The sequence below is a fragment of the Bradyrhizobium sp. WSM4873 genome (assembly GCF_055811355.1).
This window is the reverse complement of the sequence record NZ_JBVVPS010000005.1, coordinates 230,638-255,072: the sequence shown is the minus strand read 5'-3', so window position 1 is coordinate 255,072 and position 24,435 is coordinate 230,638. Positions and strand designations below refer to the sequence as shown.

Sequence of the window (24,435 nt, the reverse complement as noted above, 5' to 3'; positions counted from 1 at the left end):
CGTCAATCAGCTTACGGGACTTTAATTCGGGCAATCACGTGCCGCGCGCCACCGTCTTGACTGCGCGCGGGCAATAATCCGGCTAGGCCTCAATCTCCGCCGCCTCCGCTTTCAGCATCTTTTCCAGCGTTTCCAGCCGGTCGGCCTCGCGCGGCGGCTTGTCCCAGCGCAGCCGGCTGATGCGGGGGAAGCGCATCGCGACGCCGGATTTGTGCCGCGGCGAACGCTGCAGCCCCTCGAAGGCGACCTCCAGCACCAAGCCCTTGTCGGGCTCGTGCACGACGTGGCGGACGGGGCCGAATTTTTCGGTGGTATTGCGACGCACGAAGCGGTCGATCTGGAGCAGCTCCTCGTCAGTGAAGCCGAAATAGGCTTTTCCGACCGGCACCAGCTCGTCACTGCCCGCGCCTGCGGTCCAGACGCCGAAGGTGTAATCGGAATAGTAGGACGAGCGCTTGCCGTGGCCGCGCTGCGCATACATCAGCACGGCGTCGATGATGTGCGGATCGCGCTTCCACTTCCACCATTGGCCCTTCGGCCGTCCCGGCAGATAGGGTGCATCGCGCCGTTTCAGCATCACGCCCTCGACGGCGTCCGCGTCTTCCCCCGCGCCGGCGCTCGCTGGATCGGCGCGGGCGGCGGTGAGCGCCTCCCAGCTTGCGAAGGGCACGGTGGGCGAGAGATCGATGCGGGGATCGTCAAGCTTGCCGATGAAGGTCTCCAGCCGCTCGCGGCGCTCCGCGAACGGCAGCTCGCGCAAATCGTTCTCGTCGTCGCCGAGCAGATCGTAGGCGCGCAGATGGATCGGAAACTCCTTGATCAGCTTCGGAGACACGACCTTGCGGTTGAGCCGCTGTTGCAGAACGTTGAAACTCTGCACGCGCCTTTCGCGCAGGATCAGAAGCTCGCCGTCGATGGCGCCGGGTAGCCGCAGCGACGGCACGAGGTCAGGAAAGCTGCCCGTGATGTCCTCGCCGGTGCGCGAATAGAGCCGCGCGGTGATGTGGCCGTGCTCGTCGCGGCCGGCGACCGCCTGCACGCGGATGCCGTCCCATTTCCATTCGGCGATGTAGTCGGCGGGATCGAGCGCGGCGAAATCGGTGTCCTCGATCGCATGCGCCAGCATCACGGGACGGAACGGCGCGGGATCACGATTGACCGGCTTGTCGCCGCGGCCTTCCAGCCAGGCGAACAGGTCGAGATAAGGCGGCGCGAGACCGGGCCAGATCAGCTCGACGTCATGCGGGTCCTTGTCGCCGAGCGCCGCGGCCGCAGTCTTGGCCAGGCGCGCGGAGATACCGATGCGCAGAGCGCCGGTGACGAGCTTCAACAACGCCCAGCGGCCGGTCTCATCGAGTTCGTCGAGCCAGCGTTCGAGCTGCTTCGGCAGCTCGGTCTTGCCGAGCGTGCGCAGCGTGGTGACGACCTCGGTCAGCGTCGGCGGCGGCGGGTTGTTGTGGTTGCGCGGGCGGAAGGACTCTCCAGCATCTCGCCCGGAGTACCCCCCTCCCTGACCCTCCCCCACAAGGGGGGAGGGAACGGAGAGAGCCGTGCGTCCATCACTTTGGGAATGGTTGTCAGTTGTCGCGCTCACTGACAGCGGCGCGCGCAACTGCGCGCCCTCCCCCCTTGTGGGGGAGGGCGGGGGAGAGGGGTGGCTCGGAAAAGACTCGCCGTTGTTTGCGCTGCGCTTCGGCCACATCAGCGCGATCGTCTCGGAGAGATCGCCCACATAGTCCCAGGATAGACCGAACAAGACCGGGTCAGTTCGCTGGGCGACAAGATCGCGCAGCAGAGAAGGTTTGGCGTGTTTGAAGCTGAGCGCGCCGGTCAGCGCCGCCAGGGCATAGCCGCGGTCGGGATCGGCGACCTCGCGAAAATAGCTGGTGATCAGCCGCAGCTTGTTGTTGCGGCCGGGCTCGTAGGCGAGGCGGTCGAGAAGCTCGGCGAAGCGGTTCATGCTTCGGCCTCGTCAGCGAGCGGCGTCTCGGTCTCCTCCTCGTCGCCATAGCCGACGAGATCGAGCGGTCGCGCCCGCAAACCCCTGCTTTGGCACCAATGCACCAGCGCGTCTTCCTGGCCGTGGGTGACCCAGATTTCGCCGGCGCCGGTCGCGGCGATCGTGGCGGTGAGGCCGTCCCAATCGGCGTGATCCGAGATCACCAGCGGCAGCTCGATGCCGCGTTGCCGCGCGCGGGCGCGCACCCGCATCCAGCCGGAGGCGAATGCCGTGACGGGATCGGGAAACCGGCGGGTCCAGAGATCGGATGTCGCAGAGGGCGGCGCCAGCGTGATGGTGCCGGCGAGCGCCGCCTTCTTCACCCCCTTCACCGGCCGCAGCTCGCCGAGCTCGATTCCGCGGCTCTGATAGTAATGCGTGATCTTCTCCATCGCGCCATGCAGATAGATCGGCGCGTCGTAACCCGCCTGGCGCAGCAGCGCGATCACGCGCTGGGCTTTGCCGAGCGAATAGGCGCCGACGAGATGCGCGCGCTCGGGAAACAGCGCCACCGACGCCAGCAGCTTCTTGACCTCGTCGGCCGCATCGCCATGGCGAAACACCGGCAGGCCGAACGTCGCCTCGGTGATGAAGACGTCGCATGGCACCAGCTCGAACGGCGTGCAGGTCGGGTCTGGCGCGTCCTTGTAGTCGCCGGAGGCGACGATGCAGGTGTCCTTGCAGCTGACCGCGACCTGCGCCGAGCCGAGCACATGACCGGCCGGATGAAACTTCACGCTGACATCGCCGAGCCGGATCTCCTCGCCATAGCGGATCGCCTGCGTCGAGCCGGCGAAATTCTCGCCATAGCGCAGCCGCATCATGTCCAGGGTTTCCTGCGTCGCCAGCACCGCGCCGTGGCCGGCGCGGGCGTGGTCGGAATGGCCGTGGGTGATCACGGCCCGCTCCACCGGCCGGACAGGGTCGACATGGAAGCCGCCGGGCTTGCAGCATAGGCCGGCGGCAACTGGCAGCAGGATGTCTTGCGGACGCATGCCTGTTATATAGGTTGCGACCCCGCATCTTCGAGTCATCACCGCTTCGTTCCCTGGTTCCCCCAATGCCCCTGCGCCTGTTCCTGACCTCCGGCGACCTCATGGCCGACCGCCGCTTCGAGTTCGCGCGCGATCTCCAGCTCAAGGGCGATCTGGCGGCCGCCGCCGACCTGCTGGAGCAGACCATCGAGCTTGCGCCGAATTTCACCTCGGCCTGGTTCACGCTCGGCGAAATCCGCGCGCAACTCGGCGAGCGCGACAAGGCCATTGCGGCCTTTCGCAAATCGCGCGAGTCCGATCCGAGCGATCAGCACGGCGCTCATCTGCATCTGATGCGCCTCGGCGACGCGCAATTGTCCGAGATGCCCAAGGCCTATGTGCAGGCCTTGTTCGATCAATACGCGCCGCGCTTCGAGCAAGTGCTGATCAACGATCTCGGCTATCGCGCCCCGTCGCTGATCTTCAAAGCCGTGGTGGCTGCCCGCGTCGCCGCGAAGAAGCCCGCCCTGTTCAAGCGCGGCATCGATCTCGGCTGCGGGACGGGGCTTGCGGCCGCCGCCTTCGCAAAACAGGTCGACCAGTTCATCGGCATCGATCTGTCGCCCGGCATGGTCAGGGAGGCGCGAGCCACCGGCCTCTATGCCGAGCTCGAAGTTGCCGACATGATCGAAGGCTTGCGCGGCAAGGGCGATGCGAGCGCGAACCTCGTCGTCGCCGCCGATGCGTTCGTCTATCTCCCCGATCTCGCGCCGGTGCTCAGTGAGGCCAGGCGCGTGCTCGCGCCCGGTGGCGTGCTTGCGTTCACGCTGGAGACCCATGACGGCAGCGGCATCGTTCTCGGCGAAGGCCTGCGCTATGCCCATTCGGCGGAATATGTGCGCGATGCGATGGCGCTGGCCGGCCTCAAGCTCCTCACGTTGGAGCGGGCCTCGCCACGCATCGAGAACAACGAGCCGGTGCGCGGCCTTGTCGTGGTCGCCGAGAAAACTTGAGTCTAGGCGCTATACGCGAGGCTTTAAGCGTCATTGCGTCGCAAAGCCGTGACTTCCCACTTGCGACACCTGCCGCGATGCCAGCACAATGTCCTGGCTAGGGAGAAACAAACAATGACGAAGAATCCATCGCGGCGCGATTTCAGCGCCGCCGCGCTCGCGACCATCGCGGCATCCACCTTGCCCGCGCCCTCCGTCTGGGCCGCGGAGAAGAAATACGATGCCGGCGCCAGCGACACCGAGATCAAGATCGGGCAGACCGTGCCGCATTCCGGCCCCGGCTCGCTCTACGGCGTGCTCGGGCGCATCGGCGAAGCCTATTTCCAGATGCTGAACGAGAAGGGCGGCATCAACGGACGCAAGGTTAAATTCCTCACCATGGACGATGCCTACAGCGCGCCGAAATGCGTCGAGGCGACGCGGCGCCTGGTCGAGCAGGAGGAGGTGCTCGCGCTCTACGGCTCGCTCGGCACCGCCCCGCAGACCGCCGTGCACAAATACCTGAACTCGGAGGGCGTGCCGCAGCTGCTGCTGAACACCGGCGCGTCGAAGTGGAATAACCCGAAAGAGTTCAAATGGACCATGGCGGGCCTGCCGCTCTATCCGACCGAGGCGCGCATCCTGGCGCGGCACGTCGTCAGCGTGAAGCCGAATGCCAAGGTCGGCATCCTCTACCAGAACGACGATTTCGGCCGCGACTTCCTCGGCCCCTTCAAGAAGGTCTTGGAAGACGCCGGCGGCACCGCCAAGGTGATCATGGAGCAGACCTACGATCTGACCGATCCGACGGTCGATTCCCAGCTCATCAACCTCTCGAAATCGGGTGCGGACGTCTTCTACAACATCTCCACCGGCAAGGCGTCGTCGCAGTCGATCCGGAAAGTGGCCGAGCTCGGCTGGAAGCCGTTGCAGCTGTTGTCGGCCGGCTCGACCGGCCGCTCGATCCTCAATGCCGCGGGCCTGGAGAACGCCGCCGGCATCGTCGCCATCCGCTACAACAAGGAGGTCGGCCTGCCCAAATGGGAGAAGGACCCCGACGTGATGGCGTTCGAGGAGCTGCGCAAGAAGTACACGCCGGCGATCGATCAGGACAACACCATCGCCTTCGCCGGCTACGGCCAGGCCGTCACCATGGGTGAGATCCTGCGCCGCTGCGGCGACGAGCTCACCCGCGCCAACGTGCTGAAGCAGGCCTCGACCCTCGCGGGCTTCCACTCGCCCTATTTCCTCGACGGCGTCACCTACAGCTACACGCCGGAGAACTACACGCCGATGAAGACGCTCTTCATCTCCACCTTCACCGGCAAGGACTGGGACATCTCCGACAAGCCGATGTCGGAGTAGGGGGGCGCACCGCTGTCTCTTCCCCTCTCCCCGGGCGGGGAGAGGGGAAGTACACCCCCTCGACGAACCCACCCCCACGGCTTACCTGTGCTGCCGTGCCGCCCCGCATCCGCAAAATCCCGGCCGAGCCTGCCGCGCTATTGCCCGACCGCTTCAAGGCGTGGTTCGCGGCCCGCGGCTGGTCGCCGCGCGCGCATCAATTGGCGCTGCTGGAGAAGGCGCGCGAGGACCGTTCCGCATTGCTGATCGCTCCCACCGGCGCCGGCAAGACGCTGGCGGGGTTTTTGCCGACGCTGGTGGAGCTGAGCTCTGCGCCCAAAGCTTCGGCGAAATCGGTGATCTCCACCGGCCGCACCCTGCAACGCACCGGCGGCCTGCACACGCTCTACATCTCGCCGCTCAAGGCGCTCGCGGTCGATATCGCACGCAACCTCGAGCGTCCGGTCGCCGAGATGGCGCTGCCGATCAAGATCGAGACCCGCACCGGCGACACGCCGACGTCCCGGCGGCAGCGGCAGCGGCGCTATCCGCCTGACATATTGTTGACGACGCCGGAACAGCTCGCACTGCTGCTGTCCTCCGACGACGCGCCATTCCTGTTCTCCTCGCTGAAGCGCATCGTGCTCGACGAGCTGCATGCGCTGGTGACGTCCAAGCGCGGCGATCTGCTGTCGCTCGGGCTCGCGCGGTTGTGGCGATTGGCACCGCAGATGCGCGCGATCGGCCTGTCGGCGACCGTGGCCGAGCCGGAATCGCTGGCGCGCTTCCTGGTGCCGCAGCCCGGCGGCAAGGAAGCGGCGGCCGACATCGTCCTTGCCGGCGGCGCGGCACCGCCGCTGGTCCAGATGATGGACACGCGCGAGCGCCTTCCCTGGGCCGGCCACAGCGCGCGCCATGCGCTTCCCGAGATCTACGAGCTGATCAAGGCCAACAAGACCACACTGGTTTTCGTCAACACCCGCAGCCAGGCCGAGATGCTGTTCCAGAACCTCTGGAGCATGAACGACGACAACCTTGCCATCGCGCTGCATCACGGCTCGCTCGACGTTGCCCAGCGCCGCAAGGTCGAGGATGCGATGTCGGCGGGCAGACTGCGTGGCGTGGTCTGCACCTCCTCGCTCGATCTCGGCGTCGACTGGGGCGACGTCGACCTCGTCGTCAATATCGGCGCGCCCAAGGGCTCCTCGCGCCTGATGCAGCGCATCGGCCGCGCCAACCACCGGCTCGACGAAGCCTCGCGCGCGGTGCTGGTGCCGGCGAACCGCTTCGAGGTGCTGGAGTGCCGCGTCGCGATCGACGCCATCGCCGAGAATGCGCAGGACACGCCGCCGCTCCGGATCGGGGCACTCGACGTGCTGGCCCAGCACGTGCTCGGCTGCGCTTGCGGCGAGCCGTTTTTCTCGGACGAGCTCTACGACGAGGTGCGCACCGCCGCGCCCTACGCCGATCTCACGCGGCAGGATTTCGACGACGTGGTCGATTTCGTCGCCTCTGGCGGCTACGCGCTGAAGACCTATGAGCGCTTCGCACGCATCAAGCAGGACAAGGAGGGGCGCTGGCGCGTCGCCAATCCCAGGGTGCGGCAGAGCTACCGGATGAATGTCGGCACCATCGTCGAGGACGACATGCTGAAGGTGCGGCTGGTGCGCTCGCGCGGCGGCGGCCAAGGCAAGGCAGGCGGGTCGACCGGCGTGATCGCGCGCGGCGGCAGGTTGCTCGGCGAGATCGAGGAAGCCTTCATCGAGGGCCTCAGCCCCGGCGACACCTTCGTGTTCTCAGGCGAGGTGGTGCGTTACGAAACCCTGGTCGAGGACCAGGTCTATGTCTCGCGCGCCAACGACAAGGACCCGAAAGTGCCGTCCTATATGGGCGGCAAGTTTCCGCTCTCGACCTATCTTGCCGAACGGGTTCGCCGCCTGCTCGATGACGGGCCCGCCTGGGTCGCCCTCCCGGAGCAGGTGCGCGACTGGCTATCTCTGCAAAAGGACGTCTCCCGCGTGCCGGCGGTGCGCGAGCTGCTGGTCGAGAGTTTTCCCCGCGCCAACAAGCATTACATCGTCTGCTACCCCTTCGAAGGCCGTCTCGCGCACCAGACGCTCGGCATGCTGTTGACGCGCCGGCTGGAGCGTGCCCGCGCCAGGCCGCTCGGCTTCGTCGCCAACGAATATGCGATCGCGGTCTGGGCGCTCGGCGACATGTCCTCCATGATCCGGGACGGCAGGATCGACCTGGACGCGCTGTTCGACCCTGACATGCTCGGCGACGATCTCGAAGCATGGCTTGCAGAATCCGCGCTGATGAAGCGCACGTTCCGCAATTGCGCGATCATCTCCGGCCTGATCGCGCGCCGTCATACCGGCGAGGAGAAGAGCCGCCGCCAGGTGCTGTTCTCGACCGATCTCGTCTACGACGTCTTGCGCAAGCACCAGGCCGATCACGTGCTGCTGCGTGCCGCCCGCGCCGATGCCGCCACCGGCCTGCTCGATCTGCGCCGACTCAGCGACATGCTCACCCGCATCCAGGGCCGCATCACGCACCGGGAACTCGACCGTGTCTCGCCGCTCGCCGTCCCCGTGATGCTGGAAATCGGCCGCGAGTCAGTCTATGGCGAAGCTGGAGACGAGCTCCTGGCGGAGGCCGCCGACGAGCTCGTCAAAGAGGCGATGGGATAACAGCAGGTTTTGACGTGACGGCAGGCGCGCTGGTTTCAGAGGATATCGAGGACATGCGCGTTTCGAATGTCTGCATCAGCAGCGTGACGTTCGCGGCCGATCTTTCCGGCGCGCTGTTCTGGGAAGAGCAGCGCCTGCTCGTCATCTCCGATCTGCATCTGGAAAAAGGTTCCAGCTTCGCCATGCGCGGCGTGCTGCTGCCGCCTTACGACACCATCGCGACGCTTGGCCGGCTCGCTGCTGTCATCTCCCGCCATAATCCGCGCGTGGTCATCGCGCTCGGTGACAGTTTTCACGATCGCACCGCGCATGGACGGCTGTCGGCGGAGGATCGCGACGCGGTCGCCGCCTTTCAGGCTGGTCGCGACTGGATCTGGATCTCAGGCAATCACGATCCGGCGCTGCCGCGTGATCTCGGCGGCACCGTCGCCGACGAGGTCGCGATCGGCCCGATCACCTTCCGCCATGAGCCGACCGGCGCGAGCGGCGAGATCGCCGGCCATCTGCATCCCAAGGCTCGCGTCTCCGCGCGTGGCCGTTCGATGGAGCGCCGCTGCTTCGCCTCTGACGGAATGCGCGCCGTGATGCCCGCCTTCGGCGCCTATGCCGGCGGCCTCAGCATCCGCGACGCGGCGTTTGCAAAAATCTTTCCAAAGAACGGTTTTGTCGCGCATTTGCTCGGCGACCGCCGCGTCCACGCGATTGCCGCGTCAAGGTGCAGCTAAGCCGCCTTCGCCTGCACATCGTCGCAGAACTCCGCCAGCCGATCCGCGAGCCGCAGCGTCGCGGGACTTGCGCCCGGCGCGGCCATCAACGCGACTTCCGTTCGGTTGATTGGCGCGAAGCCGTCCTTTGCGGTCAGCACGCGGTGGTCGGACTGGATCGCCATCTCCGACAGGATGCTCAAGCCCATGCCGGCCGCGACCGCGGCCTGGATGCCGGCGAGGCTCGACGAGGTATAGGACATGTGCCAGGGCCGGCCCGCACTCTCCAGCGCGTGGATGGCGCCGGCGCGGTAGAGGCAGCCGAGCGGAAAGCCGATCAGCGGCACGGAGGCGACATCGGCATGGATCGGATGGCTCTTGCTGGTGACCCAGTGCACCTGCTCCGGCCACACCGCAATCGCGCCCTTCTCCCCGGCTGCGCGCTTGAACAATGCGAGATCGAGCTCGCCGCGTTCGAGATCGCGGGCGAGATGCTTGCTCTGGTCGGCGCGCACATCGAGCCGCAGGCCCGGATGCGAGCGCGAGAAGGCGCCGAGCAGTTTCGCCAGCCGATAGGCCGCGAAATCTTCGGGAATGCCGAGCCGGATCGCGCCTTCGCCGTCGGGCTGGCGCAGCACGTCGCGCGCCTCTTCCGCGAGCGACAGCAGCCGCCGCGCATAGGACAGCAACCGCTCGCCGGCTTCGGTCGGGCGCAAATCCTTGCCGTCGCGGTGCAGCAGGACCTGGCCGACATCCTCCTCCAGCCGCTTGATCTGCTGGCTGACAGTCGATTGCGTGCGGTGGACGCGCTCGCCGGCGCGGGTGAAGCCGCCGGCATCGACCACGGAGACGAAGCTGCGCAGGAGCTCGAGATCGAGCATGGGGCGCCTCCATTCGAAAATCCACTGAATGGAAGTTAATCATTTAATTTCCAAATGACAAGCCGGGTCCCTAGATCGAGGGTTCAGGAGAACGCCCACATGTCCCTCGCTCCCTCGATTTCGGTTCCCCGCAGCCGCTTCAATACGCTGCCGCTCGCCATCGGCCTGTTCTGCCTGCTCTGGAGCTACGCCTTCGTCGCCGGCAAGATCGGCGTGACCCATTGCCCGCCGCTGATCCTGCTTGCCGCGCGCTTTTCGCTCGCCGGCATCTTGATTCTCGGTGCCACGCTGGTCCGCGGCGACGACTGGTCGCTGTCGTGGCGCGATGCCGCGATCTTCGCGGTGCTCGGCGTCGCCAACAACGCGCTCTATCTCGGCCTCGGCTACACCGGGCTGCAATCGGTTTCCGCCGGCCTCGGCGGCCTGATCGTGTCGGCCAATCCGGTGTTCACGGCGGGCCTCGCCGCGCTGCTGCTCGGCGAAGGCATGACCTGGCGCAAGGCGAGCGGCCTCCTGCTCGGCATCATCGGCGTGACCTTGATCGTCTGGCACCGCCTGTCGGTCGGCACCGACTCGCTGCACGGCATCGTGTTCACGCTGGCCTCGCTCGCCTCCCTCGTCGCCGGCACTATCCTGTTCAAGCTGCTCGCGCCGAAGGGCTCGCTGTGGATCGGCAACGGCGTGCAGAATCTCGCCGCCGGCGTCGTGCTGACGCCGGTCGCGCTCACCTTCGCTGACGTCCATGCCATCGACTTCACGCCGGGCCTGATCGGCGCCTTCGCTTTCCTCGTGCTCGGCGGCTCGATCATGGCGTACTGGCTCTGGTTTCATCTCCTGAAAGTGTGTGGCGCGACGGCTGCCAGTGCCTATCATTTCCTGATGCCGCCGCTCGGCATGCTGTTCGCGTATCTCGTGCTCGGCGAGCATGTCGAGGCACGCGATCTGCTCGGCATCATCCCGGTCGCACTTGGCATCTACCTGGTGACGCGGCCCGCCAAATCCGTCGCGTAAGAGGAGCCCATCATGCCCATTTCCATCACCCTGATCGGCGGTCCCACTGCGCTGATCGAGATCGATGGCTTTCGCCTGCTCACTGACCCGACCTTCGATGCGCCAGGCGCCTATCAACTGCCGCACGTGAAGCTGGAGAAGACGATCGGCCCTGCGCTCAAGGCCGATGCGATCGGCCCGGTCGATGCCGTGCTACTCAGCCACGACCAGCATTCGGACAATCTTGACAATTCCGGCCGCGACTTTCTCAAAAATGTGAAGCGCGTGCTGACCACCGAGGCCGGCGCGCAGCGCCTCGGCGGGCATGTCGAAGGTTTGGCGCCGTGGGGCACGGCGCATCTGAAACATCGTGACGGCAACTCGCTGACGATCACCGCGACCCCGGCGCGTCACGGCCCGGCCGGCATCGAGCCGCTGTCAGGCGATGTCATCGGCTTCGTGGTGACGTCGAGCCGCAAGGATACAACCTCGGTCTACATCAGCGGCGACACCACCTGGTTCGACGGCGTCGCCGAGGTCGCGCGCCGCTTCAAATGCGGCGTGGTGATGCCTTTCGCCGGCGCCGCGCAAACGCGCGGGCCGTTCCATCTCACCATGGACACCAACGACACCATCGAGACCGCGCGCGCGTTCCCCGATGCGGTGATCGTGCCTGTTCATACGGAAGGGTGGGCGCACTTCCGCCAGAACAGGGAGGATCTGCGCAAGACGTTTGATGTGCTGGGTTTTGGGACAAGGTTGCGATTGCTGGAGCCGGGAGTGCCCACGGTGGTGCAGGCGCCGTAGCTCTCCCCAGTGTCGTCCTGGCGAAAGCCAGGACCCATTACCCCAGGGAGCAGTTTGACGCTTAGTGGTAACTCCGAATCCTCGTAACCACGACTGCCTGTGGTTATGGGTCCTGGCTTTCGCCAGGACGACGGCGGAGAATTCGTTGGGCTGCTGCGCTCGCAATGACGAAGGTCAATCCTTCCGAAACACAATCGACGCCATCCAGCCCGTCATCAGTGCCATCGCGGCGGTGACGAGGCCGTAGATCAGCCCGTTCTGCCGCGCCGTCGTTGCGACGAACTGCTCGAAGCCGACCTTGACGATCTCGAACGCGGTCTCGGTCTTGCCGATGAACGCGCCGTCGGCGAACAGCTTGATCTCCACCTCATAGGTCCCGATCGGCACCTCCGCCGGCAGTGGAATGCCGGTGCGGAACAATGTCGGTGTCAGGAACGTCACTGCGCTCGGATCCTCGCGGTAGAGACCGCGCTGGGTTCGCAGGCGGATGAAGGCGGAGCGGAACGCGTCGTTCGGCACCACGTCGGCATAGTCGCCGCTGACGCGTTGGGTCAGCAGCACGTTGTTGAGCCCGATCTGCTGGCGCCGCGCGATCTCGGGCGACGTGATGACGTCGAACGGGCGGTTGGCGAACAATGCGAGATAGCTCGGCACTTCCAGGAACTGGCGATAGTCGGTGTTGATCCAGATTCCGAACGTACGCTCCTTGCGTCGCGTCACCATGTCGGCGCGGGGGCCCATCACGGTGACGACGAGATCGTAGGTCTTGCGGTCGGCGGGCGTGGAGGCGTCCTTCTCGACCGAGCCGAACAGCACCAGCTCCTCGCCGGAATAGTTCGGCGTCACCGTGACGCGATGGTTGGAGACCGACACGATCAGCCGCTCGGCGCGCGCAGCGGAGCCGAGCAGCACAACGAGCAGGACCGCGAGAGCTGCGCGCGTCATCCGTTCACTCCCAGCTCGCGGATGGTGAAGAGATCCTCTGGCCGGATCACCAGCTCGATGGCGAAGCGGACGCCGACCGAGAGGATCAAGAGGCCGAGCAGCAGCCGCAACTGTTCGCCGCGGATCTTCTGGCCGGCGCGTGCCCCGAACTGCGCGCCGGTGACGCCGCCGACCATCAGGATCAGCGCGAGCACGGCGTCGACCAGATGATTTGTCACCGCATGCAGCAGGGTGGCAAACAGCATCGTGACCAGCGTCAGGACCATCGAGGTGCCGATCACCGTCGAGGTCGGCACCCGCAGCAGGTAGATCATGATCGGCACCAGGATGAAGCCGCCGCCGATGCCCATGATGGCGCCGATGAAGCCGATCACGATGCCGACGATCACGACCGGAATGACCGAGAGGTAGATCTTGGAGCGCTTGAACCGCATCTTCAGCGGCAGGCCATGGATCCAGTTATGCGTGCGTCGCGGCGGCACCGCGCCACGCCGGGTCCGCATCAGGGCACGCAGGCCTTCGGAGAACATCAGGCTGCCGACGGTGGTGAGCAGCACGACGTAGGACAGTGCGATCATCAGATCGAGCTGGCCGAGCGCGCGCAGCTGCGTGAAGGCCCACACGCCGAGCGCCGTCCCGGTGACGCCGCCGCACAACAGCACGCTCGCCAGCGCCGGATCGATCGCGCGCCGCCGCCAATAGGCGAGGGCGCCGGAAAAGGACGAGGCGGCGATGTGGCTTGCGACGGAAGCGACCGCGACCGCCGGCGTGATGCCGATGAAGATCAAGAGCGGCGTCATCAGGAAGCCGCCGCCGATCCCGAACATGCCGGAGACGAAGCCGACGGCCGCACCCATCGCCAGCACGAGGAAGACGTTGACCGGGAGATCGGCGATCGGGAGATAGAGCTGCATCGAGAGACCACGCTTCCGGCGAGACGGATCGATTGCGCGGAATGCTCGCAGGAGGGCAGAACGATTGCCGCGCCTCTCAATAGCGGAATTCGACGGCGGGCGGGACCGGGAATTTCGGGCGTGGTGAATGGCTGCGGTGAGGAGGGTGATCGAGGCGCCGTGGCTCCTCCCATGTCGTCCTGGCGAAAGCCAGGACCCATTATCCCGACTGGTCGTTATCGCGGCAGGCTGTGGCCACACCGTCCTCCAACAACGATCGCTTGTGGTAATGGGTCCTGGCTTTCGCCAGGACGACCAGGCGAGATTTTTCGTCAGAGACGGTTGAGTGACCGCTCTCAGCGCACCGCGGACGCTGCGCGCTTGGCGGCGACCGGCTTCGGCGCAGGCTTCGCGTTGGCCTGCGGGGCGCTGTCCCAGCCGCCGTTCGGGGCCGCAACGTTGACGGCGTCGTCGGGCTGCGGCTCGGCGCTGAAGGTCTGGATCGCGAGCTTGGCGGCCGCGAGCGATTGCGGGTCGAGACGCTTGGCGACGTCATCGCGCTTGGTTGCTGCGTCCGCATCGCCCTGGGCGGCGGCGAGGGTGAACCATTTGTAGGATTCGGCGAGGTTCTGCTCCACGCCGATGCCGCGGGCATAGAGGATGCCGAGATTGAACTGGCTGTCAGCGACGCCGCGGTCGGCGGCCTTCCGGAACCACAGTGCCGCGCTCTTGTAGTTGGCGCCGCGTCCGCCGCCATCGGCGTCGAGCACCGCGAGATTGTGCATCGCCTTGGCGTTGCCGCGCTCGGCGGCTTGCGTGTAGTAGCGGCGGGCGATGTCGGCGTCCTTCTTCACGCCGAGACCCTTTTCGTAGAGTGTCCCGAGGCGGAAGGTGGCGGGTACCACGCCGGCCTGCGCCGCGCGGTCGTACCATTTGGCGGCCTCGTCGTAGTTTGCAGCGACGCCCTTGCCCTCGGCAAAGCGCACGCCGATCTCGTAGGCCGCGGTCGCATCGCCCTTCATCGCGGCGGTGCGCAAGCCGGGGCCACCGATGCCGTCAGGCAGCTTTTCGGTCGGCGGCACCTGGATCATCGCGAGTTTCGCGCGGCTCGTGCCCGACAGCGCGCCGGTGACGTCGCTGGAGGCCGGCTGCGGCGCTGCGGCAGGCACCGGCGGAATTTCGACCGAGGCCGAGTTGCCCGAACTGGCGGCGGGCGCCGGCGCGGCATTGTTCTGGGATTGCCGCCCGATCGGGGTCGGCGAGGTCATCGACGGCGTGACCTGCTCGGGCGTGGCGGGCTTGTTCTCGACCGGCGGCGGGGCCTGCGGCGCGGGTGCGGGCGACGAATTCTCCATCGCCTGCGGCGACGGCGACGGGCTGCCGCCATCGAGCAGGTTCATCGCCATCTTGAAGGTACCGAGCACGATTACGACCACGCTCGCGCCGACCAGCAGCGAGCGGATCTTCGAGGTGATGGTCGAGGCACCTTCCTGGCCCTTGTCTTTGGCGCGGGCGATTGCGGCCTTGGCGCCACGGGCCGGCTTCTCGGTCGGCTGCGCGGCGGCGGCCTGCGCGGCGCGGCGCGCGGCGGCGATGAAGCTCGACGACGACACCGGCTCCTTGGGCGCGGCCGGGATGTCGCTGATTGCACTTTCGGACGCAGCAATGCGCTCCGACGGCGTGGCGATGCGTGCACCCGGCCTTGTGCCCGGCTCGAGCGGATGATCCGGCGGCAGGTCGGGCGCAAGCGCGGCGCGCGGTGGCGCCGTATGCGGCTCCAGGATTTCGCTGATCGCGCGTGGCGGAACCGGCGGTGCCATCGGCATCTGCGGCGGCATCGGCGGCGGCGCCGCCGGCGCGGCGGCATGGAATTCGCGCGGCGCGGCGGCGAAGGCGGCATGCGCCGCCTGCGCGGCTGCCGGATTGGGCAGCTCGGGCTTCGGATCGTATTTCGGGTGCTGCTGTGCTTGCTGCCGCGGCTCGTGCGCCATCGGCGCGGGCGCCATGGGAGCCGCCATCGGCATCGGCTGCGGCGGAGGAGCGGGCGGCGCGGTGCGCACATTGCGCAGATCGCCCTCGATCATCGAGAGACGATCGACGACGTGGCCAAGTGCGTTGTGGACGGCCTCCAGCGAGTCCTGGGTAGTCCGGTTGGTCTCGGCCTGGCTGAAGCGGATGTCGGAGAGCTCGCGCTTGACCAGATCGACCATGCCGGACTCGGCAGGCGGCGCGGAGCTGCGGCTCTCGGCCAGCGCGGAATAGGTCGCCTGCTGCCGCTCCAGGTGGCGCAGGATGTCGTGCAACCCGTCCTCGACGCGGCTGAAATTGCCGTTGCGCGGATCGGAGGCGGCCTCGAGCCGCTCCAGCAGATACGAGACCCGCTGTTCGAGATGAGCAAAGGTCGATGCCGAGTCGTTGCCGACCTGCATGCGGTCGAAACGGTCGGACAGGGCGCGGATCGCGCTTTCGAGATGCTCGCTGCTCTCGGATGGCTGAGGGCGCTCGCGCGTTTCCAAAGCAGCTGTGAGCGCCGCGATGCGCTGCTCCAGCACCGCAAAACTGTCGCCCTGGCCGGACGAACGGGTGACCTGGTCGACCTTGGACGACAGCAGCTGCACGTCGTCCGAGAGCCGTGCCAGCGCTTCGTTGGAGGCGACGTTGGAGACGATGCCGCGCAGTGCCGAGATCGCGCCTTCGAGCTGGCGGACCGTCGAGGGATCGTCATTGGCGCGCAGGATCAGATCGAGCTTGGCGCCGAGATTGCGGATCGCCTCGTCATAGCCGGTGAGCTGCTCGGCCGGCGTCAGCGTGCGGAGCACCTGCTTGATCTCGGAGAGCGCGTGCTCGATGCCGGACAGGACCTGACCGTCGGTGCCGTTGGAGCGGGTCTCGTCGATGCGCCGATGCAGCGAGCGGATCTCGTTCTCGATCGATTCGATCGCGCGGCGCGGCATCGCCTCGGTGATGGCGTTGCGGATCTCCGCAAGCTCGCTGCGGAAACTGTTGATCGCCTGCTCGGTATTGTCAGGCCGCTGCAGCGACTCGATCTGGCTCGTGATCTTGAGCAGATGGCGCTCGAGCGCAGAGAAATCCGGCCCCGGCTGCGGTGGCGGCGGAGCGTAGGCAGGGGGCGCGTAAGGAGCTGCCGCAGGCGCGATCGAGGGTGCTGCGCGCGGCGGCATCTGCCTGGGCGTAAAGCCGTCGAGCTCGCTCTGCCGTGCCGTGATCTCGGCGACCGCGACGTCGAACGAAGCGGGGCTCAGGGGCGGTGAGCTGCGATAGACCTGCGCTGCCGCACGCTCGACCGCATCGGCTTGGCGCTGGCGCGTTTCAACGGGTGCCTGTCGCGGTGCCGGAGCCTGCTGCGGCTTCGAAATTTGCGACAGCCGAGCATCGAGCCGCGAGATCGCGTCGTTGAGCTGACGCGCAACGCCCTGCTCCCGCGAGACGTCTTGTCGCGAAGAATCCTGCCGCGAAGTATCTTGCCGCGGCGCCGGCTTTGAAATTCGTTCGATCTGCTGGGTGATGGCGTCGAGCCGCTGGTGGATGTCGGCGACTTCGCGGCTTTCCTGGCTCGGCACGTGACTTGGTACGTGACTCGGGACTTGGCTCGGAACGTGCTGGGCTTGCGGACGCTGGTCGTAAAGTCCGCGAAAGTTCGGCGGGGCGGTCTCGCCGAGCGTGGAGTTGAGCCAATCGTTGAGTGACATGCCGGCGCGACGCGCAGCAGCTTCGGCCCGCTCCCGGACGGATGGATCGATGCCGTCAACACTCCACGATACGCGCGAATTCATGACTCTGTCCGGTTCCGACTCCGGCGCCCCACCCGGCGCCTCCAGTCTCCCCTCGCGTGCCGGTTGAAAGACAATCGGATTTGGCGCGGGTCGTCTGCCTCGAAAACCGACTTTTGTCTGTTACGGTAAATAACGGGTTAAGGAACCCGTTGACGGTGTCTTAAAGTTGGGCGGGGGCGCTGTGCTCCCCAGCCCGTCGGATGCGATCGGAATCTCGCATTGCCAGGAACTCTCCGGGTGCTAGCAGCTCGGAACTTCAGCGACCAAAGGATGGCTCAGAATGGCTGGTCTGACCGAAGAAGAAGTTCGCAAACGCGCTTATGAGATCTGGAGGGTGCCGGCGAGCCCAGCGGGAAAATGGACACCTTCTGGTACGAGGCCGAAAGCAACTTCTGGCCGAACGCTCGGAGCAAGGCGAGGTGCCGCCCGGAATGACTGACAATTTGCCGAGCTAGGTGCTGTACCCAAACCGTCAGCGGCATTGGACTTAGATCCCGATCGGCGTCCAAGGACACGCGGCAGGAGTTTGTGGCACCCTTGTCGGTTCTCGCATCGGGCCTTAATTCCTGCCCAGACGACACCGGCGAAGGAGATCAGTCCATGCAGCGGAAAAGTTGGGCCTCGTACGAGTGCCCCATGGCCCGCTCCGTTGACGTCATCGGCGACTGGGGCAGTTTGATGATCCTGCGCCAGGCCTTCGGGGGCACGACCCGATTCGACGATTTCCAGAAGGAGCTGGAGATGTCGCGGAATCTACTGACCGCCCGCCTGAAGAAACTCGTCGCCTCTGGCATTCTCGAACGCCGGCCCATCACCGAGGAAGCGCGGCGGCACGAGTACGTTCTGACCGAAATGGGCGAGGATCTCTTTGCGACCATCATCGCACTTCGCCAATGGGGCGACCGATGGCTATTCCGGCCCGATCCGCCCCCCATTCGAATGCTTGACGGCATCGACGGCAGCGAACTGGAGCCGATAAAGGTCCGCTCCTCCCTTGGGCGCGAGATCACGCTTGCCGATATTCGCTTGCGCCGGCGCGCCGCGGGCAAGCCGAAGGCTCGGGCCGGCAACCTCTAGAGCTTTATCGGTTCTAGAGTCTCGTTTGACGCGTTTTCTTCACGCAAACCGGCCTCCATTTCGCTCGAAAACGCTCTGGTTCACGCCGGCGCCGCGACGAGGGCTTGCCAACAACCATTCATGCCAGTAAAAGTTCAATAATGAGACTAATAGGTCGGGCGACCTAGCGCGAGGAGTATGAAATGCGGGCAGCGTACATCAACGGCTACGGCGACAATTCGGTGGTCACCTGCGGGGAGGTCAGCGACCCCGTTGCGGGGGCCGACGAGGCAATGATCGAGGTTCGGGCCGCCGGTGCGAATCCCGTCGAGGTCGCCATGCGCCAGGGTCTGTTCCATGCCGCCTTTCCATTCACCTTTCCGCAGGTGATGGGCTACGACGTCGCGGGCGTTGTTGTCTCCGCGCCCTCGGGCGCGGCGTTCAAGGCAGGTGACGAGGTTTACGCCCGCCTGCCTAACCGGCGTCCCGGCGCCTATGCCGAGCGCGCAGCCGTTCCACTGAATCTCCTGGCCCACAAGCCGCGCACCCTTTCGTTCGAGGAGGCGGCGAGCCTGCCGACCGTCGCCTTGACCACCTGGCAGGCATTTGTGGAGCGCGCCCGGCTCAAGGCCGGCGAAAGCATCTTGATCCAGGCAGGGGCGGGTGGCGTCGGCGCCTTCGCCATCCAGCTCGCCAAGCACCTCGGGGCCTACGTCGTTGCGACGGGCGGACCGAACAGCCAGACGTTCATGGCCGGGCTCGGAGCGGACCGCACGATCGACTACACAACCGAAAGCTTCGAGGCTGCCGGCCCGTTCGATGTGGTCTATGACGGTGTGTGCGGTCCACTGACCGAGCGTGGCATCGACACCCTGCGCGAAGGCGGCCGCTATGTCGGTCTCGTGCGCACCGCCGACGCCCAGAGCTATCGCGAAATCGGCTTACCGCCTCCCGTGGCCGAGCAAGCTTCGGCGGCCGTTCGACCGTTCATCGCGCGCGCCGCTGCCCGAAAGGCGGAGTTCCACGGCCCTCTCACCCGGCCGGACGGCGCTCAACTGGCGGAGATCGCGGCCCTGATCGACACCGGCGCCATCCGCGCTTCCGTGAGCGCGGCCTATGGCTTCGACCAGCTCGCCGCCGCCTACGAGCTTCTGGCCGGCCGACATACGCGCGGGAAGCTCGTCATCGTCCCCTGAGGCAAGGCTCCTTCAACAAGTCCGCGGAACGGAGGCAACCATGAGCGACATCCCCGCTAGGATCAGCATCGACAAGTCCACGCCGGGGTATTGGCGCGTGACCTTCAACAACCCGCCGATCAACGCGATCGACGATCGCACCTACGACGAGTTCTACGACCTGGTGGAGGAGATCGAAGCGGACGATGCGTTGAAGGTCGTGACCTTCGAGAGCGCCAACCCGGACTTCTTCATCGCTCACTACAGCACAGCCGAGCCCCACAGCCGGTTCGGCGCGCCACGCTGGATCGAACCGGCCACCAAGCTGGCTCAGAGTAACGTCCTCAGCATTGCAGTGATCCGCGGCCGGGCGCGCGGCGGTGGAAGCGAGTTTACCCTGGCCTGCGACATTCGCTTCGCCAGCAGGGAAAAGGCGATCTTCGGCCAGCCAGAGGTCGGATGCGGCCTCATCCCAGGCGGCGGGGCGCTTCAACGCCTGCCGATCCTGGTGGGCCGCTCTCGCGCCATGGAGATCATCCTCGGCAGCGACGATTTCGATGCGGAGACCGCCGAACGATACGGCTGGATCAACCGCGCCATCCCCGAGGCCCAGCTTGATGAGTTCGTCGCGAATTTCGTGCGGCGCATCCTGTCGTTCGACAAGCAGGCGCTGAGCACCTGTAAAGCGACGATCAACCAGCACGGGCTGCCGGACCCCGCTCAGCTGCAGGCGACGCAGGACACCTTCTTCACGACGTTCGGCTGGCCAGGCGCAGCAGAGCGCATGGCGAAGCTGCGCGCGCGAGGCATTGGATCCGCCGGCGACTTTGAGCTGAACCTCGGCCGCGAAGTCGGGAATCTTTAGCCGACAGCGGTCTCAGCCCTTGCCTTCCCGCTTGCCATCCTCCAGCGGCACCACGGTGCCGTTTGCGCTCATCGCCGACAGCGCCTCGAGCGCCTCTTCGCAGAAATCGGCCACCATCTGCTCGTGCCGGGCGCCGAGCTGAAGCAGCAGCAGGTTACCGAGGTCGAGCACGCCGGAGGCCGCGCCTTCCGGAAAGCGCTTCTTCAGGATGCGCTCGTAGTTCTCGTGGCGATCGCGGTGGTGCTCGAGCCGGGCCATCAGGTCGGTGCGCATGGGCTCGAGGCCGATGCTGTCCAGCGCATGCAGCCGCACCAGGAGGTCGTCCTTGATGGAAGGGGGCGTGCTTGGCCGCGCGGCCCAGTGCCGCAGCGCTGTTCGGCCCTCCGGAGTGAGCGTATAGATCAGCTTATTGGGCTTGCCGGTTTGCACGACCTCGCGGCCCTGGATGTAGCCGCGGTCACGCAGCTTGGAGAGCTCGCGGTAGATCTGCTGGTGGTCGGCCTTCCAGAAGAAGCCGATCGAGGAATCGAATGTCTTGGCGAGCTCGTAGCCCGTCATCGGACGTTCCGTCAGGCATGCGAGGATTGCGTCGCCCAAAGCCATGACCCGGTCCTCCTGTTCTCGACCTTAACCAATTGGCTTGACTTTATGCGCATCGGCGCATATGCGTCAATGTGCATATGAGGCGACCCAAGAACGAGGGCAAACACCGCCCCGAAAATCCTAGTGGAATCAACCTTCGCGCTACTGTGCATGGGGTTGTTTTCGCGTTTTTTGCCCAAGCCTTTAAGTTGCACTGCCTTTAGGGAGGCACCTGAATGACCGGCCTCGAGTCCTGGTACGGCTACATGAAGTCGCATGACCAGGCAGCGCTCTGGGACCTGCTCCATCCCGACGCAATCTTCGAAAGCCCCGTCGTGCACGCGCCGCAGCGCGGCCGCGACATCACCTTCAAATATCTCGCCAGCGCCGAGAAGGTGCTCGGTGGTGCCGGCTTCAGCTATGCCGGCGAATGGAAGAGTGAGAGCGGCGCCGTGCTCGAATTCAAGACCATCATCGACGGCATCGAGATCAACGGCGTCGACATCATCACCTTCGACGGCGAGGGCCGCATCACGCATTTCAAGGTGATGGTGCGGCCGCTCAAGGCCATCGACATGCTGCATCGCCTGATGGCGGAACAGCTCGCCGCCGCTCAATCCTAAGCCAGCATCATCGCTTCAAGGCCTGCCGGGAGACTACCATGCCGATCTACAAAGCCCCCGTCGAAGACGTGAACTTCCTGCTCAACGACGTCTTCCAGATCGACCGCTACGACAATCTGGCCGGCTTCTCCGATGCGTCGAGCGACGTGCGCGAAGCCATTCTCGGCGAAGCCGCCAAGCTTGCCGAAGAGGTGCTGCAGCCGCTCAACCGCGTGGGCGATCTCGAAGGCTGCAGGCGCGCCGATGACGGCAGCGTCACCACGCCCAAGGGATTCAAGGAGGCGTTCAAGCAGGTCGCCGAGGGCGGCTGGCTCGGCCTGTCGGCACCGACCGAGTACGGCGGCCAGGGTCTGCCGGTGACGCTCTCCCAGGCCGTCAACGAATTCCAGATCTCCGCCAACATGGCGTTCTCGATGTATGGCGGCCTCACCATGGGCGCGACTGCGGCGTTGATCGTCCACGGCACGCCGGAGCAGAAGCAGACCTACGTGCCGAAGATGGTGGCGGGCGAGTGGACCGGCACCATGAACCTGACCGAGCCGCATTGCGGCACCGATCTCGGCATGCTCCGCACCAAGGCGGTGCGGCAGGCCGACGGCAGCTTCAAGATCACCGGCACCAAGATCTTCATTTCGGCCGGCGAGCATGACCTCGCGCCCAACATCATCCACCTCGTGCTGGCCCGCATCGAGGGCGCGCCCGCCGGCATCAAGGGCGTGTCGCTGTTCGTGGTGCCGAAATTCCTGGTCAATGCCGATGGGTCGGTGGGGCAGCGCAACGGCGTGGTCTGCGGCTCGATCGAGCACAAGATGGGCATCCACGGCAATTCCACCTGCGTGATGAACTACGACAACGCCGTCGGCTGGCTGATCGGCGAAGAGAACAAGGGCATGCAGGGCATGTTCGTGATGATGAACGAGGCCCGCCTCGGCGTCGCCGTGCAGGGTCTCGCGCAGTCCGAAGTGGCCTATCAGAATGCGGTCGCCTATGCCCGGGATCGCATCCAGGGCCGCTCGCTCACCGGCGCCAAGGCGCCGGACAAGCCGGCCGATCCGATCATCGTTCATCCCGACGTGCGCCGCACGCTGCTGTCGATCCGCGCCTTCAACGAGGCCGCGCGCGCCTTCGTGATGTGGACCGCGCTGAAGAGCGACGTCGCCCATCGCTCCGAGGATCCCAAGGATCGCCAGGCCGCCGACGATCACATGGGCCTGATGACGCCCGTCCTGAAAGGCTTCCTCACCGATTACGGCTTCGCCAACGCGGTGCAGGCGCAGCAGATGTATGGCGGCCACGGCTACATCGCCGAGCAGGGCATGGAGCAGTTCGTGCGCGATGCGCGCATCGCGATGATCTACGAAGGCGCCAACGGCATCCAGGCGCTCGACCTCGTCGGCCGCAAGCTGCCGCGCGACGGCGGCCGCGCCATCATGGCGTTCTTCGGCGAGGTCATGGCCTTCGCCAAGGAGAACGGCGGTGACGAGGCGATGAAGCCTTTCATCACGCCGCTCTCGGCGTCGCTCGGCCATCTCCAGCAGGCCACGACGTGGCTGATGCAGAACGCGATGGCCAAGCCCGACAATGCCGGTGCCGCCGCGACCGATTACCTGAACCTCTTCGGTTTCGTCGCGCTCGGCTACATGTGGGCGAAGATGGCGAAAGTGACACAAGCCAAGATTGCCGAGAGCGGGGCAACTCCCTATCTCTCGACCAAGCTCGTCACCGGCCGCTTCTTCATGGAGCGGATGCTGCCGGAGACCGCCGCCAATCTCGCGCGCATCCAGGCCGGCTGCGCCACCATCATGGAACTGCCCGCGGAAGCGTTCTGAAGATTCCGCCCACCAATGATAGCGACCGCGCGGCGGTCGCGACCAATAACTGCAATCAGGAGGCGCCCATGGCAGATGCCTATATTTACGACCACGTCCGCACCCCGCGCGGCCGCGGCAAGGCGGACGGCGCGCTGCACGAAGTCACCGCGCTCGCGCTCGCGACCGTGCCGCTGAAGGCGCTGAAGGACCGCAACAACCTGCCGGAAGATTCCGTCGATGACGTCATTCTCGGCGTGGTCGATCCCGTCGGCGAAGCCGGCTCCGACATCGCGCGCTTTGCCGCGCTGAAGGCGGGCTTGGGCGAAGCGGTGCCGGGCGTGCAGATCAGCCGCTTCTGCGCCTCCGGCCTCGATGCCGTGAATTTTGCCGCAGCCCAGGTGATGAGCGGCCAGCACGAGCTGGTGATCGGCGGCGGCGCCGAATCGATGAGCCGCGTCGGCATCGGTGCGTCCGGCGGCGCCTGGCCGATGGACCCGTCAATGGCAGTGCCGGCGTATTTCATGCCGCAGGGTGTCTCGGCCGATCTGATCGCAACCAAATACGGCTTCTCGCGTGACGACGTCGACGCCTATGCGGTGCAGAGCCAGCAGCGCGCGGCGAAGTCCTGGGAAGAAGGCCGCTTCGACAAGTCCGTCGTCCCGGTGAAGGACATCAACGGCCTCACCATCCTCGCCAAGGACGAGCATATGCGTCCTTCGACGACGATGCAGTCGCTGGCGCAGCTGCAGCCGGCGTTCACGATGATGGCACAGATGGGCGGCTTCGATGGCGTCGCGGTGCAGTCGCATCCGGAAATCGAGCGCGTCAATTACGTGCACCACGCCGGCAATTCGTCGGGCATCGTCGATGGTGCCGGCGCCGTTCTGCTCGGCAGCAAGGAAGCCGGCGGCAAGTACGGCCTGAAGCCGCGCGCCAAGATCCGTGCATTCGCTAATATCGGCTCTGAGCCCGCGATGATGCTGACCGGCCCGGTCGATGTCACCGAAAAGCTGTTCGCGCGCTCCGGCATGAAGAAGTCGGACATCGACCTGTTCGAGCTCAATGAGGCCTTCGCCTCCGTCGTGCTGCGCTACATCCAGGCCTTCGACATCGACAACGCCAAGATCAACGTCAATGGCGGTGCGATCGCGCTCGGCCATCCGCTCGGCGCCACCGGTGCGATGATCCTCGGCACCGTGCTCGACGAGCTCGAGCGAACCAACAAGGCGACCGCACTGGTGACGCTGTGCATCGGCGGCGGCATGGGCACGGCCACAATCATCGAACGCGTCTAAGGGTAGGGAACA

Annotated in this window: 19 protein-coding genes; 12 read left to right on the top strand and 7 right to left on the bottom strand. The window is 65.9% G+C overall.

The annotated features are described in order from the left end of the window. Positions 1-82 precede the first annotated feature (82 nt). Together AC0L21_RS10975 and AC0L21_RS10970 are read right to left on the bottom strand one after the other, a co-directional pair. A complete protein-coding gene (locus AC0L21_RS10975; protein WP_473261125.1) occupies positions 83-1,960 on the bottom strand; it encodes an ATP-dependent DNA ligase in 1,878 nt (625 codons plus the stop codon). After that, positions 1,957-2,994 carry a ligase-associated DNA damage response exonuclease gene (locus tag AC0L21_RS10970; RefSeq protein ID WP_473261123.1) on the bottom strand — a complete coding sequence of 346 codons (1,038 nt, stop codon included), beginning with the start codon at positions 2,992-2,994 and terminating at the stop codon, positions 1,957-1,959. Before AC0L21_RS10970 ends, AC0L21_RS10975 begins: the two co-directional genes overlap by 4 nt. A gap of 65 nt (positions 2,995-3,059) precedes the next feature. Between AC0L21_RS10970 and AC0L21_RS10965 the strand changes: the two genes are divergently transcribed. The 4 genes from AC0L21_RS10965 to pdeM all read left to right on the top strand — a co-directional run bounded on the left by AC0L21_RS10965 (position 3,060) and on the right by pdeM (position 8,727). Next, positions 3,060-3,986 carry a class I SAM-dependent DNA methyltransferase gene (locus AC0L21_RS10965; RefSeq protein WP_473261121.1) on the top strand — a complete coding sequence of 309 codons (927 nt, stop codon included), beginning with the start codon at positions 3,060-3,062 and terminating at the stop codon, positions 3,984-3,986. Positions 3,987-4,100: 114 nt separating this feature from the next. Then, positions 4,101-5,330 carry an ABC transporter substrate-binding protein gene (locus tag AC0L21_RS10960; protein WP_473261119.1) on the top strand — a complete coding sequence of 410 codons (1,230 nt, stop codon included), beginning with the start codon at positions 4,101-4,103 and terminating at the stop codon, positions 5,328-5,330. 95 nt (positions 5,331-5,425) lie between these two features. Beyond that, positions 5,426-8,002, top strand: coding sequence for a ligase-associated DNA damage response DEXH box helicase (locus tag AC0L21_RS10955; RefSeq protein ID WP_473261117.1), 2,577 nt, complete (start codon positions 5,426-5,428; stop codon positions 8,000-8,002). 53 nt (positions 8,003-8,055) lie between these two features. Then, positions 8,056-8,727 (top strand): ligase-associated DNA damage response endonuclease PdeM, encoded by a 672-nt coding sequence (gene pdeM / locus AC0L21_RS10950; RefSeq protein WP_473261115.1) that lies wholly within the window; start codon positions 8,056-8,058, stop codon positions 8,725-8,727. On the opposite strand, the gene AC0L21_RS10945 is transcribed toward pdeM, so the two are convergent. Further along, on the bottom strand, positions 8,724-9,587 hold the full coding sequence (locus tag AC0L21_RS10945; RefSeq protein WP_473261113.1) for a LysR family transcriptional regulator: 864 nt from the start codon (positions 9,585-9,587) through the stop codon (positions 8,724-8,726). The two genes, pdeM and AC0L21_RS10945, sit on opposite strands and share 4 nt — an antisense overlap. A 99-nt stretch (positions 9,588-9,686) precedes the next feature. On the opposite strand from AC0L21_RS10945, the gene AC0L21_RS10940 reads away from it, so the two are divergent. Together AC0L21_RS10940 and AC0L21_RS10935 are read left to right on the top strand one after the other, a co-directional pair. Then, positions 9,687-10,598 carry a DMT family transporter gene (locus AC0L21_RS10940; RefSeq protein WP_473261111.1) on the top strand — a complete coding sequence of 304 codons (912 nt, stop codon included), beginning with the start codon at positions 9,687-9,689 and terminating at the stop codon, positions 10,596-10,598. A 12-nt stretch (positions 10,599-10,610) separates the two neighbouring features. Then, a complete protein-coding gene (locus AC0L21_RS10935; protein ID WP_473261109.1) occupies positions 10,611-11,384 on the top strand; it encodes an MBL fold metallo-hydrolase in 774 nt (257 codons plus the stop codon). Between the two features lie 174 nt (positions 11,385-11,558). Here the strand turns inward: AC0L21_RS10935 and AC0L21_RS10930 are convergent, their stop codons facing one another. The 3 genes from AC0L21_RS10930 to AC0L21_RS10920 all read right to left on the bottom strand — a co-directional run bounded on the left by AC0L21_RS10930 (position 11,559) and on the right by AC0L21_RS10920 (position 17,016). Further along, the gene (locus AC0L21_RS10930; RefSeq protein ID WP_473261106.1) at positions 11,559-12,329 is read right to left on the bottom strand and encodes a TIGR02186 family protein; all 771 of its coding nucleotides are present in this window, start codon (positions 12,327-12,329) and stop codon (positions 11,559-11,561) included. After that, positions 12,326-13,243, bottom strand: coding sequence for a sulfite exporter TauE/SafE family protein (locus AC0L21_RS10925; protein ID WP_473261104.1), 918 nt, complete (start codon positions 13,241-13,243; stop codon positions 12,326-12,328). Before AC0L21_RS10925 ends, AC0L21_RS10930 begins: the two co-directional genes overlap by 4 nt. A 335-nt stretch (positions 13,244-13,578) precedes the next feature. Further along, positions 13,579-17,016 (bottom strand): tetratricopeptide repeat protein, encoded by a 3,438-nt coding sequence (locus AC0L21_RS10920; protein WP_473261102.1) that lies wholly within the window; start codon positions 17,014-17,016, stop codon positions 13,579-13,581. 636 nt (positions 17,017-17,652) lie between these two features. Here AC0L21_RS10920 and AC0L21_RS10915 point away from each other — a divergent pair. From AC0L21_RS10915 to AC0L21_RS10905, 3 genes are all read left to right on the top strand, one after another. Next, positions 17,653-18,093 carry a winged helix-turn-helix transcriptional regulator gene (locus tag AC0L21_RS10915; protein WP_456766484.1) on the top strand — a complete coding sequence of 147 codons (441 nt, stop codon included), beginning with the start codon at positions 17,653-17,655 and terminating at the stop codon, positions 18,091-18,093. Between the two features lie 182 nt (positions 18,094-18,275). Beyond that, positions 18,276-19,268, top strand: coding sequence for an NADP-dependent oxidoreductase (locus AC0L21_RS10910; RefSeq protein WP_473261100.1), 993 nt, complete (start codon positions 18,276-18,278; stop codon positions 19,266-19,268). 40 nt (positions 19,269-19,308) lie between these two features. Further along, a complete protein-coding gene (locus AC0L21_RS10905; RefSeq protein WP_456766482.1) occupies positions 19,309-20,112 on the top strand; it encodes an enoyl-CoA hydratase/isomerase family protein in 804 nt (267 codons plus the stop codon). Positions 20,113-20,124: 12 nt separating this feature from the next. On the opposite strand, the gene AC0L21_RS10900 is transcribed toward AC0L21_RS10905, so the two are convergent. Next, positions 20,125-20,715, bottom strand: a complete 591-nt coding sequence (locus AC0L21_RS10900; protein ID WP_007605045.1) for a PadR family transcriptional regulator — start codon at positions 20,713-20,715, stop codon at positions 20,125-20,127. 215 nt (positions 20,716-20,930) lie between these two features. On the opposite strand from AC0L21_RS10900, the gene AC0L21_RS10895 reads away from it, so the two are divergent. From AC0L21_RS10895 to AC0L21_RS10885, 3 genes are all read left to right on the top strand, one after another. After that, the gene (locus AC0L21_RS10895; protein WP_473261097.1) at positions 20,931-21,317 is read left to right on the top strand and encodes a nuclear transport factor 2-like protein; all 387 of its coding nucleotides are present in this window, start codon (positions 20,931-20,933) and stop codon (positions 21,315-21,317) included. Between the two features lie 38 nt (positions 21,318-21,355). Beyond that, entirely contained in the window at positions 21,356-23,146 is a 1,791-nt protein-coding gene (locus tag AC0L21_RS10890; RefSeq protein ID WP_473261094.1) for an acyl-CoA dehydrogenase C-terminal domain-containing protein, read from the top strand. A gap of 68 nt (positions 23,147-23,214) precedes the next feature. Then, the gene (locus AC0L21_RS10885) at positions 23,215-24,423 is read left to right on the top strand and encodes an acetyl-CoA C-acetyltransferase (protein WP_473261092.1); all 1,209 of its coding nucleotides are present in this window, start codon (positions 23,215-23,217) and stop codon (positions 24,421-24,423) included. Positions 24,424-24,435: the final 12 nt, after the last annotated feature.